Here is a 14,594-nt window from a genome sequence, read left to right as displayed (position 1 = left end):
ATATAAAGAGAATCAAATGACGCCCAATTTAATACGGCAAGCCGCAGTAATGTTATCGAATCTGCTTGAATTCAACAGCCCTGCGGACGTGAAGCTGAGTGAATTTTTTCGCAACAATCGCGACCTGGGTACCAAAGAACGCGCTTTTGTGGCAGAAAGTGTGTATGGCGTATTGCGCCGATTACGTTTTTTAAGCACCGTGACCGCCAACGATGATAACGACCCGGATGATGCGCGTAAGCTGGTGTTGGCCTGGATGTTACGCATACAAGGTATGAGTATCCAAAAAATTGAACCCATGCTGAATGAGCAGCAAATTGAATGGGCGCATACCATTAAGGCAAAATCTACCGAAAACCTGCCGTTAGCTGTGCAGGCAGATGTGCGCGATTGGCTTTGGGAAAAACTGGCTACACAGTATGGTGAAAAAGACGCGCTCACCATCGCACGCAGCATGCATGAAGCTGCCACGCTGGATTTACGTGTGAATACCATTAAAGGCACGCGTGATGAAGTCATGGCAAAATTTATTGCTGAAAATACCTCAGGCGAAACCAATATCACTAAAACACCTTATTCACCAGTTGGTTTGCGTATGCCCTTGCGTTTGAATATCAGTCGCCATGTACTGTTTACTGAAGGAAAAATTGAGGTGCAGGATGAAGGTAGCCAGATATTGGCTCATTTGGTTGGGCCTAAACGCGGCATGATGGTGGCGGATTTTTGTGCAGGAGCAGGTGGAAAAACCCTGGCGATGGGCGCAATTATGCGTAATACAGGTCGCTTATATGCGTTTGATGTGTCAGAAAAACGACTGCATAGTTTAGGACAACGGTTAAAGCGTTCTGGTTTAAGTAACCTGAATGCGCAAAGCATCAGCAGTGAAAATGACCCTAAACTTAAACGCTTAAACGGCAAGTTTGACCGCGTGTTGGTTGATGCGCCTTGTACAGGCTTAGGTACTTTGCGTAGAAATCCAGATCTTAAATGGCGTCAAACCCCACAAGATTTAGCCGAATTGACAGTCAAGCAGGCCAACATTCTAGCGCGCGCAGCTAAGCTGACTAAAGTTGGTGGGCGCTTGATTTATTCGACATGTAGTTTATTAAGCGATGAGAATGAACAAATAGCTGAAAGGTTTTTAGCCTCGCATCCTGATTATCAATTATTGAATGCGGCTGAGATTTTAAGGCAGCAGCAAATCGATTTGGTTACGGGTAAATACTTAAAACTATTACCGCACTTACATAATACTGATGGTTTCTTTGCCGCAGTTTTTGAGAAAATAGATGCTAATGCACCAGTGAAAAAATCTATGTCAGTAGTTACTTCAGACGTTAAGGAACCAGTAGAAGAAACTGTTCAGGAAGATCAGATAGCAGCTAAGCCCAAAGCAAAAAAAACTAAAGTTACAGAAGCTGCAGTCGAAGTGAAGCCTACCGAAAAATCTGCCAAGGCTGCAAAACCCAAGGCTGAAAAAGTGCCCAAAGAGAAGGTGGTTAAAGTTGCCGTAGTTAAAGAAAAGGTAGTTAAGGAAAAAGTGGCTAAACCTAAAGTCGTAAAGTCAAAAGTAACAGAGGAATAAGCAAAGAATGAAGCTGCCCAGCCTCAACATCCAAATTCTATTGGGTGCAATATTTGGTGTTGCGATAGGTTTGTATTTTCAGTCACTGGGCACTGAAAATCATGTGGTGCAGGGTGGATTATATGCTTCTGGTCTAGTCGGTACGCTGTTTATCGATTTACTCAAAATGATTTTGATCCCGCTGGTTTTATGTTCAATTTCGGTGGGTATTGCAAATTTGCGGCAGCATCAGCAAATGCACCGTGTTTGGGTGAGTTCCCTTATCTATTTTACTGTCACCATGGCCCTTGCCATTAGCCTTGCCTTAATGGCAGGTAATTACTTTAAGCCTGGTAGCGGCTTGCAAATCACTATGTTTGAAAATGCGATGCAAAACTTTGAGGCAAAACAATTGCCGTTGCCCGAGTTTTTCGCCCAATTCTTACATGGCTTATTTGTAAACCCATTTACTGCTTTGTCACAGAATAATGTACTTGCAGTGGTGATGTTTGCGCTGATTTTAGGCATAACACTGGTAATGGGTGGCGAGCGTTTTCAGCACATACGTTCATTATTGGCAGAGGCGCTGGAAGTCACCATGCTGATTGTGGGCTGGATTATGCGCTTGGCACCACTTGGTATAATGGCACTGCTGATTAAACTGGTAACGATGCAAGATGTTGTCATGCTGGCTACGCTGGCCAAGTTTGTTGCTGTGGTGGTTGGCACCACCTTAGTGCATGGCGTGATTGTATTACCGTTAATTTTATATTTATTTACGCGCAAATCACCTCTGTGGTTTTTGCGTGGCGCACGTGAAGCATTATTGACGGCATTTGCCACTAGCTCAAGCGCCGCTACGCTACCCATTACCATGCGATGCGCAACACAGCATTTACACGTTAAGCCAGAGATAGCAGGCTTTGTACTTCCCCTAGGCGCAACTATCAATATGGACGGCACGGCTTTATACGAAGCTGCTGCTGCGTTATTTATTGCTAATTTGGTTGGTATAGAACTGAGTTTTGCACAGCAATTAATCGTATTTTGTATCGCCATGATTGCTGCGATGGGCGCACCTGGTATCCCGAGTGCTGGCATGGTCACCATGGTCATGGTGTTGCAATCAGTCGGATTGCCCGCTGAAGCAATTGCGATTTTGCTACCGATTGACAGATTGCTTGATACCTTGCGCACAACTGTGAATGTTGAAGGTGATATGGTCGGCAGTTTGGTTGTGCAAAAACTCGTTATGAACAAAACCTGATTCAATTTATCACAAATTATACATTTTAATTCTAGCCAGGTAATTCAGGATTTCTTTTTCAAGTACAGTTTTCAAGTGCGACATTTTAAATACACATTATTAGGTGCAGTAACTATATTGGGTACAGTAACTATGAATCAAGTGCAGTGACTACGATCCTGCAAAAATGGAACAATCCGCGCTTTGGTGTCAGGGTGGGACGAAAGCATTTCAGGCATAGATTTATCACCTCCACCGTGACTGGCTTCTAAGCGCATGAGTAAAGTAGCAAATGATTTAGCGGGAATACATGCGGCATTAAGTGATTGCAACGCATAATTATCTGCTTCAGTTTCCAGTTCACGCGTATAGCTCATATTCATCATTAACGCGGGTAAGCCAGAGGCAATAGCACTAACATCGCCTGTAATAGCAATAATAATGAGGCCAGAAACCGTGCCTTGCAAGGTTTGCCGTAAGGCATGGCGGCCTTTAACGTGTCCTAATTCATGCGCCAAAACTGCAACTATTTCATCGTTATTTTTCGCGAGTACAATTAATTCATCAGTAATCACCATATAGCCACCAGGTAATGCGAAGGCATTTGCGCCTATTTCAGGGCTTTTTCGAAAATTCAACAGGTAGGCAGGGCAAGTCCCGGTTTTTGCACACATGGCTTCAAGTGCCGCTTGTATTTCTTCTTGTTTGGCTACGGGTAACTTAGTGGCTTCAAAGTAGCCGAGTTTTTCGTTATCTAATGCATCCAAGGTTTGTTTGCCCAGATCTTTTTCTACATTGACTGGTGTTGCCAATGCTGCATATTTAGCGATGGCCGGAACGCCATGTTGAAGCAGTAGCCAGCTCGCTAGCGCTATACCAATAAAGGCAATAAGGATGATGGATTTATGCGTTTCTGCATAATGTACAAATTGCCAGAAAGTATTTGCTGGCTTTGTGGGTAAGCAGCTTTCTAATTCTTTGAAGTCGGTTTCCAGGCGGCTGTCATCGGGTAAGTCAATCAGTCGTTTGCCGCTGCCAAGCCTGGCTTGCACATGGCAATCGCTAATTAAGAAGTCTAGAGGTTTGTTTGTCTGAGTTCCATCAGTATTTGACATTGAAACTGTGAACAAAAAGCGATCAGCCTCAATGGTCACCAGCACCCGCTTAGCGCGGGGACTGATGCCATCGTAATAATCTGCTTCAAATTGCATTTAAAAGATTCAAATTATCCGAATGAGAGGTCAACATCAAACATTTCGGCAATTTCTTCACCCATCGCTTTAGAAGCCTCTTTTTTCTCGCCAACAAATTTATCCCAATCGGTTTCGCCTGATAGCGCCAAGTGCTCTGCGCGGTAACGTGCCATGCGAATCTGCACCCAAGGTGTCGCTAAACCGATAGTAAATATCAGTGCTATAGCATTCGTTAAATAAAGCAGGACTAAATCACGCATACGCTGGTTACTGAAAAAGCTCACCTGATCAATTGTAGTGTTATTCCAAACTAAGTTTTGGATACGCGATTTCATATAAGCGGCAAATGAGAAAATAAATGCAAGGTAGAGTACCATGACCAATATGCCCGCAAAGATTGCTGCTACCATACCCCATGTTGCGGAGATATCGTCAAAGGCCTTCGCAAGCGGGTCTTTTTTCTTCAGAGTTGAATCAACTTTTTCGTCATAAAAGTCTTCAGCATTCCCTGCTGCCAGTCCATCTTCATAAGCTTTGATTTGCGCATCATATTCAGCGCGCTCTTCTGGCGTTAAACTGCTAAGGTAATCTTCTTCTGACATATCTTCTGTCTCTGCTAAGTATTCCTGTGCTGCTGCTAAGGCCTCATCACCTGCCACTTCTTCAGTCGTTACGTCAGCTACTTTAATAAAGCCACCCATATCATCAAATGCATGTGTCGCAGCTTGTTTTATGTATTGAGGTTCATGAAAGCTTGTAACTTTGGTTTTATATTGTTGATATGCTGGAATTGCTACGGCAGCGAGAATACCCAATAGCGGAATGAAAAAAATGATGAGGTAAATTTTGTAGAAATCTTTAACTAAGGCCCCCATTTTAAAGTGGCTAGTCCCAAACTTATGGTGGCTTACAATAAATTTATGGGTACGTTGCGACACGAATGGAATTGCCAAACCTAATGTAATAATAGACAACAAGGTGTAGCCAATGAACACCAGTGCTGCCTGACCATATTTACCATCAAAATCAAAACGCAGACCACGGTGGCTTGAGTTGCGTGCATTAAAAGTCATGCCACGCACCACAATCCAGGGGATTGCTAAAAACAGGACTAAAGCTAAGAGTGCACCTAGAATCGGGCTAAAGCCTGATAACACACTGTAAAGTACAAATAAAACAAACGCGATTATACGGCCTTTTAAAATAGCAATCGGCCTTGCGTGGTAATCAAACCCAACACCATCGATCAATGTATTATTGTAAAAATATTTTTTGCGGCGTACTTTTGCCCAGGCTGAATAAACACCTAATGTGATAATTGAAAGTAGTAAATTTACAATCCAGATACCGAAGTATTCACCAGCTTTACCCGTAAATTCGACTGGGGTTTGCCCGTTTGACATTGTGACTCCCTTTTTTATTATTGAATTTTTATAACTATAAGGGTTAGGCCTCCTTATATAGTTAAATTGCTATCACTTTGAGATAGCAATACCCTGGCAGAATAGTAGCATTCAGAATATAAGCTAACCAAGTAAAATGTTGTTAGCACATAAATTGTTGATGCCTGCAAGGCTGTCGCTATTGTTACAGCTAACTAATGTATATTAAGTCTACTCAGCCCACCCATGACCAATGAATATGCCGCTGGCACCACTACCAAAGTCAGCAATGTGGATGAAATCATGCCGCCAATGACTGCAATGGCTAATGGGCCGTTCGTTTCAGAGCCTGCGCCTAACCCCAGTGCAGCTGGTAGCAGCGCTAAAATAATAGTCAGCGAGGTCATGATGACGGGTCTGAGTCGTATAGGGCAGGCTTCCAGAAGTGCCTCATTAATGCCTGCCCCTTTTCCCCTTAGCTGGTTGGTTAAGTCGACCAATAGTATTGAATTTTTTGCAACCAGGCCGATAAGTAGCACTAGGCCTATCATGGAGTAAATATTCAGTGAGTTGTTGGTGAGCCAAAGTGCAAATAAGCCGCCAATAATTGCAAGTGGCTGAGCGAGCATCACGATTATTGGTTGTACGAATGAGTTGAATTGGCTAGCCAGCACCATGTATAGCAACACAAATGCCAATATAAAAATAAACGCCGTATTTTTAACGGTTTTTTTCATTTCTAAGGCTTGGCCAGTTAAGCCAATCGCATAGCCGGCAGGCAGAAGCGATTGTGCTACATCTTCAATCTTTTGCGTAGCTTCTCCCAGCGGCATGGTCGGGTTGGTGTATAAATTGGCCGCGTATTGCAAATCGTAGCGGCCAATCACGGCCGCACCTAACTCTTGCTTAAATTGAACCACTGAATCTAAACGTGTCAGTTCACCGCTTTTGGTCCGCAGATAAATTTTGCTGACATCGGCTATTTGGCTGAAATCGCTATCTTTCGCTTTAAGGCGAATTTTATAGCGCTGCCCGTCACTTACGGCGTCATTATATTCAGCAATATCGATACCGCCAGTAAAAACCGTAACGGCATTGGCGATGTCGCTTGAGGTAATTCCGAGGCTTGCAGCACGGACTCTATCGACGTGCATGACGTATTGCGGTAAATCGAGTTGCATATCTAAATCCACCTTGCCCATGCCTGCAGTTTCATTGAGCTTCTGCTGCATGGTCAGTGAAAGTTCGCCAACTTGCTGCAAGTTTGGCCCCGTCAGGTTAAATTGCAGTTTTTCTGAGCGTTGCCCGCGAATAATTGAAACCGCGCTTGGTGCGGCGCGCACCCCTGGAATATTGTCAAATTTCTCACGTAATATTTTGATTAAATCTTGCTGCTTCATACTGCGCAGTGCTTTGGATTTAAGTGTCACAAAAATCATGCCTTGGTTGACCTGTCCTTGGCTGCCCATACCAATCGCCGCGAAGTAACTGGAAATTTGGTCGCGATGTTGGTCTAACTCTTGCTCTAATAACTGTAAACGTGAATCGGTATAGCTTAAGTTTGAACCTAACGGAGTTTTGAAATTGACCATAAAGCGACCTTCGTCTATCTCTGGAACAAAGTCTTTATCGATATTTTTTAAAAAATAACCGCTTGATAACACAACTAGTAAGGTGGCAATAAGTACTAGCCAGCGATGGTTGAGCACTGCACCCAACAAGGCATGGTAAGCGCTGTCCATGCGCGTGAAAAAACGCCCCAAAGCCATATATATTTTATTCTGCTTGGGTTGTACTTTAAGGTAATGCGCGCAAAGCATGGGGGTAAGTGTAAGTGATACCAGTAGCGATACCAGCACGCCAAAAGTAACAACGATGGCAAATGATTTGAAAAACTTGCCCATCATGCCTTCCATAAAAATCACAGGCGCGAAAATGCATACTAATGAAGCAGTAGAGGCTAATACGGCAAAGACTACTTCGCGGCTGCCGTTAATGGTGGCTTGGGTGCGAAAGAGTTTAATAGCTTGCGGATTGTTCATGTCGGCGGGTTTTAACGCAGTGCCAATTTCGCCCGACATGTGACGCAAAATACTCTCTCGCACCACAATGGCATCGTCCACCACCACGCCGATGAGTAACAGTAAAGCCAATAACGTCATACTGTTGAAGGTATAGCCCGCAAAGTACATCACGGCTATTGCGCCAAAAAGCGAGACGGGAATCTCTAAACATATCATTAAGGTTGAGCTAAAGGAGCGCATAAAAATCAGCACAACCAATGCGGCAAATAACGTGCCTTCTACCAAATGGTCTTGTAAGGTTTTCACCATTTCCTGAATAAAATCAGCATCGTTGGTGGATATGTCCAACGTAAGGCCTGGCGGTAAATTGGGGCGAATTTCCGTGTCTAATTTTTTATTGACTGCATCAATAATGGCAACTGTATTAGCGTTAGATATTTTTATAATGCCTAAGCCAACGGTAGGTTTGCCATTAAAGCGGGCAATCTGGCGGTTGTCAGTCAGGCCATCTTCGATTTCGGCAACATCCTTTAGACGAATGGGTGTACCACTTTTGTAGCTAATCACTAAATCAGAGAGTGATTTTAGGTCATGAAACTCTAAATCTAGCTTAAGTAGTTGTTCTGCATGGCTACTCACCAAAAAACCACCGGGCAGCTGGATGTGCTCTTTTTGAAAGGCGCTGGTTAAATCGCTGGCGGTGATTTTGTATGCAGCCATGCGTTCAGGTAATAGATTGACGCGGATGGTACGGTCTCGACGCCCGCCAAGGCGCACTTCACCTACACCATTGATGTTCTCCAATTTCTTTTTAATAATGTTTTGTGCGTACAGATTAAGCTGCTGCACAGTGCGGTCGCCGTGCAATGCCAGCCACATAATCGGTTGGGCATTGGTCTCTAATTTTTGCACTACAGGTGGATCGGCATTATCCGGTAAGCGGCGCAACGTTTGGTTGACCTTTGATTGCACTTCGTTAAACGCGACATCAATATTTTTTTCTAAGGCAAAGGTAATGGTAACGTTAGAAAACCCCGGGGAGGAAGTTGACTGGATATGCTCAATGCCGGGTGTGGTGTTAACGGCAGACTCAATTAAGTTTGTAACACTGGTATCCATAATTTCAGGGTTAGCGCCACGTAAGGCGGTACTCACTGAAATGACAGGTAGTTCGACATTAGGCATGCGGTCGATACCAATGCGCTGATACGAAATGACGCCAAACAACACCAGCATTGCAGAAATCATCCACGCGAGAACGTGGCGTTTGATGGATAACTCAGGCAGGGTCATGGATTTGCCTGTTGGTTAGATGCGGCATTAGGTTTGCCTGTCACTACTTTGGTTTGTGCAATTTTTACTTTGGCATTGTCTGTCAAATAGGCAGCGCCATCCACTGCAACCTCTAAACCAGGCTCTAAGCCGTTTAAAATTTCAACCCAACCTGATTGTCGCTCACCAGTTTGAATAATGCGTTGTTGTGCGATGTTGTTTTGAATCACATACACCACTTCTCCTGCAGGACGCAGAACCACGCTTTGCTCGGGCACCATGAGCACGCCTTCTTTTTTGCTTAGGATAAGCTGTGCATTGACGCTCGCACCTGCTTGCCAATCAGGCTGATTGCTAATGTCCGCAATCACATCTATAGAACGATTATCTGCCATCACCAAGGGTTTGATTTCTTTTACGGTCGTAGTGACCGTAGTGCCAGAAATTGGCGTACTCAGTTTAATCTCCAAGCCAGGCTTGATTTTTGGTGCAATACTCTCAGGAAAAGGAATATGTGCGCGTAGCTTTTGGTTACCAATAATCTGCACTATAGGGTCACCAATGCGAACAAACTCACCAGAGTCGACTATTTTCTTCTCAATTTTTCCATCCGCAGGGGCGAAAATTCGTGTTTTAGCACTGGTGCTAGCGGCGCTGGCCACACGGATCTTTGCAGCTTGTAGTTGTTGTTTGAGTGCATTTTGCTGGGCTGTTGCATCATCCAAGGCATTTTTAGAGATAAAGTTTTTATTAACTAGTGCTTGGTTACGCTCCACCATTTTTTTCTGGTTGGCTAACAATACTTCAATACGATTCACCTCGGCTTGCGCTTCTTGGCTTTGTAAGCCGAAATCTGAAGCATCCAGTAAGGCAATTAGCTCACCTTTTTTAACGGTTTGTCCCACGCCCACATAAACCTTGATTACTCGTGCAGTGACTTCAGCTGTGACAGTTGGGTCTATCAAGCCTTCTAGAGTACCAACAGCTTCTTCAGTAATTTCAATTGACTGTGTATGCACTTTGGCAATACTCACCAACGGTAGGTTAGACGCTGTTTTTACCTCAACTTCTTTAGGCTTGTTGCAGGAGCTAAGCATTAAAGCAGCCATGCAAAAAAGTACTAACTTATTTATATTCATCATTATTTTTCTTTTATATATTTTTCTTTAACTAATTTACATTAATTTTCGGCCAGTCAAAGTAGGGCCCGGGGTCCGTTTTTCTGCCTGGCGCAATATCAGAATGTCCTGCTATCGCTTGTATCTCGTAGGCACAGCCGAGTGCAGCAATCAACTTGTTGAGTGTTTGATATTGCTCTGGTTCAAATGCCTCAAAATTAGATCCTTCAAGTTCTATTCCGACTGAAAAATCATTACAACGTTCACGCCCTTGCCAAGTGGAAACACCTGCATGCCAAGCGCGATTTAAGCATGACACGAACTGTATTAAATGCCCATCGCGTCGAATCAAAAAATGTGAGGACACTTTGCGTGTATAAATTTCAGCATAATAAGGATGTTCATTTGGGTTGAGCTGGTTGGTGAATAGTTGAACAATGCCAGCACCGCCGTATTGATTTGGCGGCAGGCTGATATTGTGAATCACAATCAGAGAAATTTCATGGTTTGGGCGTTCATCATAATTGGGCGATGAAATATAAACGCCTTGGTTGGCAAAACCAGCTTTGCTGATTGTCATTGGCTGTAAATCATCTAAAAGCATGGTTGGTACGATGTTCGTAATCTCCTGTAAAATGCGCTTTTTAAACAAGTTTATATAAAACTGCTAAAAGGCAAACATGGTTTTTGTAACTTTATTTTTAATGCTAATTGTAATTCTAATCGCTGCAGAGGTGTTTACCAATGCGCTGGAACATTTAGGCGAAAAACTGGGTATTTCAGAAGGTGTCACAGGTTCGCTGTTCGCCGCTGTAGGTACGGCATTGCCGGAAACTATGGTGCCATTATTAGCGTTACTCGCAGGCACGCAAAACGTAACGACAAATGAGGAAATTGGCGTAGGCTCTATATTGGGCGCGCCGTTGATGTTGGCTACGTTGTCTATATCCTTAATGGCAATTTCGGTTTGGAGGCGTCGTGGCACGCAAGGGCACTTACGCCCGGAGCGCACGGGTTTAACACGTGACCTTAATTTTTTCATCATTGCCTTTAGTTTTGCAGCCATAGCCATGGTTGTGCCACACACCCTAGCGGTTGTGCGTTATGGCATAAGCGCGTGCATGGTGATGATTTATTTTGTATACGTGATGATGACACTAAACGCTTCAAAAGCACTGGTGGCGGATGGACATGCTACCGAAGCAGGCGGAGATATGTTTTTGTGTAAGCTTGGATTGCCAAATAATATGATTGTAATTGTGGTTCAGCTTGTTTTAGGTGTAGCCCTGCTTATTGCTGGTGCCAAAGGTTTCATTCACGGCGTTGAGGATGCAGCTCAGCTCATCGGTATTTCAGCATTGCTGTTATCTTTGTTGATTATTCCTATAGCTACCGAGCTACCTGAAAAAGTAAACAGCATCTTATGGATACGCAAGGGTAAAGATACTTTAGCCTTTGGCAATATCACTGGAGCAATGGTCTTTCAAGGCACATTGCTACCTGCAATCGGAATTATGCTCACGCCATGGGAGCCCCGTAAAGAGGTGGTATTGGGCATTGCGATGACATTGATCGCTGCAGTTTGGCTACGCTATCTGGTTGCTAAAGGGGGTATTAAAGTCTGGCACTTACTTGTGAATGGTGCGATGTATATTACCTATTTGGTGCTCGTTTTAGGCTAAAAATCCAAATTTCGTTGCAATGCTACATTGCAACGAAACTAGATTGAATTGCGGTGAGACTCATCATTTTCAATATCGCCATCGAAGTCTGCGTCACCCTCTTTGGCCAGGCCCAGTTTAGATAGCCGATAACGTAAAGTGCGAAAGCTCACGCCCAGCAGTTTCGCCGCCGCGGTTTTATTGTGATTGGTTTTTTCCAAAGCTTTAACGATGGCTTGTTTTTCAATATCTTCCAGGTAGTCAGATAAGTTAAGTTCTTTTGTTTGACCAGAATTAAATGCTGATTTAGGATGAATATCCGAGTTTTTCGTACCAGAAAAACGATTCGATTCGTTTTCATCGCCTAAATCGTCAATAGTGATGGTTTTACCATCACTCATGGCCAAAGCCCTCTCTAGCATGTTTTCTAACTCACGCACATTACCTGGAAATTGCAATTTTGATATATATGCCTGTGTAGTAGCATCAATCTGCGGAATACTAATCTTTTGGCTGGCGCATAGTTTGGTTAGTAGTAAATTGGCAAGCAGGGGAATATCATTCGGCCTATCGCGTAATGCGGGCATTTTGAGCTGAATGACATTTAATCTGTAGTATAAGTCTTGCCTAAAAAGCCCTGCATCCATCATTTCGCTAAGGTTTTTATGAGTGGCACTAATAATGCGTACATCAACAGCCTCTTCAGTTGTGCCGCCCACCATGCGGATTTTTTTCTCTTGAATTGCGCGCAATAATTTTACTTGCATGGGAAGAGGTAAATCCGCGACTTCATCCAGAAATAAAGTACCGCCACTAGCCGCCTGAAACATGCCTTCCTTATCTTGGCTAGCCCCTGTGAAAGCACCTTTTTTGTAACCAAAAAACTCACTCTCCATCAGGTTTTCAGGAATTGCGCCACAGTTAACCGCGATAAAAGCACCATCCACCCTAGAGCTGTTTTTGTGGATGAGTTTAGCCGCTAGTTCTTTACCGCTACCAGACTCCCCGCTGATATACACTGGCGCCTGACTACGCGCTAACTTGGCAATCATAGTGCGAACATAGGTCATTGGCTCGGAGTCACCAATCATCTCGAGTACATTCTCTTTGCTGTGATTGGCTTGAGAGGTAAGCTTGAGCGCAAACTCAATGACAGGCCGTAATTGTTTTAATGAGATAGGTTTACTTAGGTAGTCAAAAGCACCTGCTTTAAGAGCGGATACCGCATTTTCAGCACTGGCATGTGCGGTAATCACGGCAACAGGAAGTCCTGGATGGAACTCATTAATATAGTTCACTAAATCTAAACCGGTGCCGCCGGGCATTTGCATGTCAGTTAAGCAAAGCGCGTATTGGCGTTGCTTGAGTAAGCTTTTGGCTTCTTCGATATTGCTTGCGCCGTAGGTGTCAATATCCATGCGCTCTAGTGTCATCACTAACAGTTCGCGAATATCAGTTTCATCATCGACGATTAAGCAGGTAGGTTTTTGAGTCATGCGATATTATGCCTTTTTTAGCTGGACTTTTTTAGATGAAGCGCAAATGTACTGCCTTGAGGCAAGGGTTGATATTGCAGTCTTGCGCCATTAGCTTCTGCCAGTTCACGTGAAATGTAAAGCCCCAAGCCATTGCCAGTGGTTTTGGTGGTGAAAAATGGTTCAAATAACCTCGATTGGTCTTGCTCGGCAACCCCTGCGCCATCATCTTTAACTTCAATATTTAAACTGGTTTTTCCAACATCAAGTGTAGTTAATATTAAGCTGCCTACTTGTTTTTGGCTGTGTTCCCAGCCGTTTTTACAAAGATTCCATAAAATTTGCGTTAAATGACGTTTGTCAAAGGCAATTTTTTTCTGCAGCAAGTTCTCTAGTTGAAAATGTGCGGGTGGAATGTTCTCGACAGCGCAAAATTGCGTATGAAAACTTGTTAAAAACTCGCTAAGCTCTATTTTTTCTTGATGAGTGCGATCTCGCCTGTTGAGTTCAAGCACGTCTTTGATGATTTGGTCAATGCGACCAATGTTGTCTGCAACTATCTGTAAAAGACGTGTAGTGGGGGCGGAGTTTTTTTCGTCTTCCTGTAACAACTGATTAGCGTGGCTAATTGCGCTTAAAGGGTTGCGAATTTCATGGGCAATATTTGCCGTTAATCTACCAAGTGCCGCTAGTTTTGCCTGCTGTGCAGCAGTTTGAATTTGACTGACATCTTGGATAAAAATAACTGCGCCAGAATGTCTGTCTGATGCTTGTGAGTCACTTGGCTGATTGATTGGCATGAATCTGAGCTTTAACTCACGATTGCTGATTGAGATAGTCGAATTGTTATTTTCATCTAACCCGTTCAGCCAGTCATTGAAAATCGCTGCGATTTCTGGTGCGTAATTCGTCAGGGTAAAATCTCGCGTATTGCTTAATGGTAAGGATAGTAATGTGGCTGCTTGTAAGTTACTTTGATGAATGCTAAATTTTTCATCTACCACTAAAACGCCGTCCTGCATCTCCTGCGTGATTAGCGCATTAACTTGTGATAGGTTTTGAATGTCGATGCCGCGCGCAGATGCCAGTTCCTCACTGTGTTGCATACGTTTTGCTAAACTGAAGGCCAGCCATGCGGTTGCAAAACAACTTAAACTCAGCATGGCTGGCTGTGTGTAACTGGCGGCGGATAAATCCCCAAGTAATATTCGATAACTCTGTTCAAGTAGTAAACCTATGCTGGCAATAGCTGCATAAAACAAAGATAAACGGCCATTGCTTGCCAGACTGGCAATCACAATAATGATAATCAATAAAATGCCTAAGCCGCTAGAAATACCACCTGCCGCAAACATGAATAAAATAATAAAAACAATATCAGCAGTAATCTGCAAAGGAAGTGAGAGCTTATATACTTCAGATTTAAGCGGACTTATCAATAAGACGAATATGCTGAAGATAAAATAAGCAACAGACAGCTTGAACGTAAAGAGTGAGTGTTCGCTTTGCCATAAAGACTCCTTACCCATGTATAGGTAAGAAATAATAAAAACTAAACTTAAAACAAAGCGAAAAATATTGAGTATATTGACCGCGTGATTTTGTAGCGATAAGTCGATAGGTTTAGCAAGGTTGGGTTTCATCTTAGAATGATTTTTT

10 protein-coding genes are annotated in these 14,594 nt (G+C 43.5%); 3 read left to right on the top strand and 7 right to left on the bottom strand.

Features of this window, described 5'->3' with window-relative positions; all coding sequences use genetic code 11:
- Window positions 1–16 precede the first annotated feature (16 nt).
- Together Q8J82_RS01255 and Q8J82_RS01250 are read left to right on the top strand one after the other, a co-directional pair.
- Window positions 17–1,585 (top strand): RsmB/NOP family class I SAM-dependent RNA methyltransferase, encoded by a 1,569-nt coding sequence (locus tag Q8J82_RS01255; RefSeq protein WP_305327620.1) that lies wholly within the window; start codon window positions 17–19, stop codon window positions 1,583–1,585.
- Between the two features lie 7 nt (window positions 1,586–1,592).
- On the top strand, window positions 1,593–2,831 hold the full coding sequence (locus Q8J82_RS01250; RefSeq protein WP_305327619.1) for a dicarboxylate/amino acid:cation symporter: 1,239 nt from the start codon (window positions 1,593–1,595) through the stop codon (window positions 2,829–2,831).
- Between the two features lie 137 nt (window positions 2,832–2,968).
- On the opposite strand, the gene Q8J82_RS01245 is transcribed toward Q8J82_RS01250, so the two are convergent.
- The 5 genes from Q8J82_RS01245 to ampD all read right to left on the bottom strand — a co-directional run bounded on the left by Q8J82_RS01245 (window position 2,969) and on the right by ampD (window position 10,379).
- Window positions 2,969–4,021, bottom strand: a complete 1,053-nt coding sequence (locus Q8J82_RS01245; RefSeq protein WP_305327618.1) for a M48 family metallopeptidase — start codon at window positions 4,019–4,021, stop codon at window positions 2,969–2,971.
- Window positions 4,022–4,035: 14 nt separating this feature from the next.
- Window positions 4,036–5,406: a YjgN family protein gene (locus Q8J82_RS01240; protein ID WP_305327617.1), complete on the bottom strand. Its 1,371-nt coding sequence runs from the start codon at window positions 5,404–5,406 to the stop codon at window positions 4,036–4,038.
- A gap of 194 nt (window positions 5,407–5,600) precedes the next feature.
- Entirely contained in the window at window positions 5,601–8,702 is a 3,102-nt protein-coding gene (locus tag Q8J82_RS01235) for an efflux RND transporter permease subunit (protein ID WP_304890040.1), read from the bottom strand.
- Complete coding sequence (locus Q8J82_RS01230; protein ID WP_304890041.1) at window positions 8,699–9,823, bottom strand: efflux RND transporter periplasmic adaptor subunit; 1,125 nt, start codon at window positions 9,821–9,823, stop codon at window positions 8,699–8,701. Before Q8J82_RS01230 ends, Q8J82_RS01235 begins: the two co-directional genes overlap by 4 nt.
- A 28-nt stretch (window positions 9,824–9,851) precedes the next feature.
- Entirely contained in the window at window positions 9,852–10,379 is a 528-nt protein-coding gene (gene ampD / locus Q8J82_RS01225; protein WP_305253029.1) for a 1,6-anhydro-N-acetylmuramyl-L-alanine amidase AmpD, read from the bottom strand.
- Window positions 10,380–10,479: 100 nt separating this feature from the next.
- Here ampD and Q8J82_RS01220 point away from each other — a divergent pair, with 100 nt between their 5' ends.
- Window positions 10,480–11,481 (top strand): sodium:calcium antiporter, encoded by a 1,002-nt coding sequence (locus Q8J82_RS01220; RefSeq protein ID WP_304908580.1) that lies wholly within the window; start codon window positions 10,480–10,482, stop codon window positions 11,479–11,481.
- Between the two features lie 38 nt (window positions 11,482–11,519).
- Here the strand turns inward: Q8J82_RS01220 and Q8J82_RS01215 are convergent, their stop codons facing one another.
- Window positions 11,520–12,956 carry a sigma-54 dependent transcriptional regulator gene (locus Q8J82_RS01215; RefSeq protein WP_304890043.1) on the bottom strand — a complete coding sequence of 479 codons (1,437 nt, stop codon included), beginning with the start codon at window positions 12,954–12,956 and terminating at the stop codon, window positions 11,520–11,522.
- Between the two features lie 17 nt (window positions 12,957–12,973).
- Entirely contained in the window at window positions 12,974–14,578 is a 1,605-nt protein-coding gene (locus Q8J82_RS01210) for a PAS domain-containing sensor histidine kinase (protein WP_304890044.1), read from the bottom strand.
- Window positions 14,579–14,594: the final 16 nt, after the last annotated feature.

It is taken from the genome of Methylotenera sp., from assembly GCF_030684185.1.
GTDB lineage: Bacteria > Pseudomonadota > Gammaproteobacteria > Burkholderiales > Methylophilaceae > Methylotenera.
The sequence above is the reverse complement of the archived record's forward strand: the minus strand, read 5'-3'. Positions and strand labels throughout refer to the sequence as shown.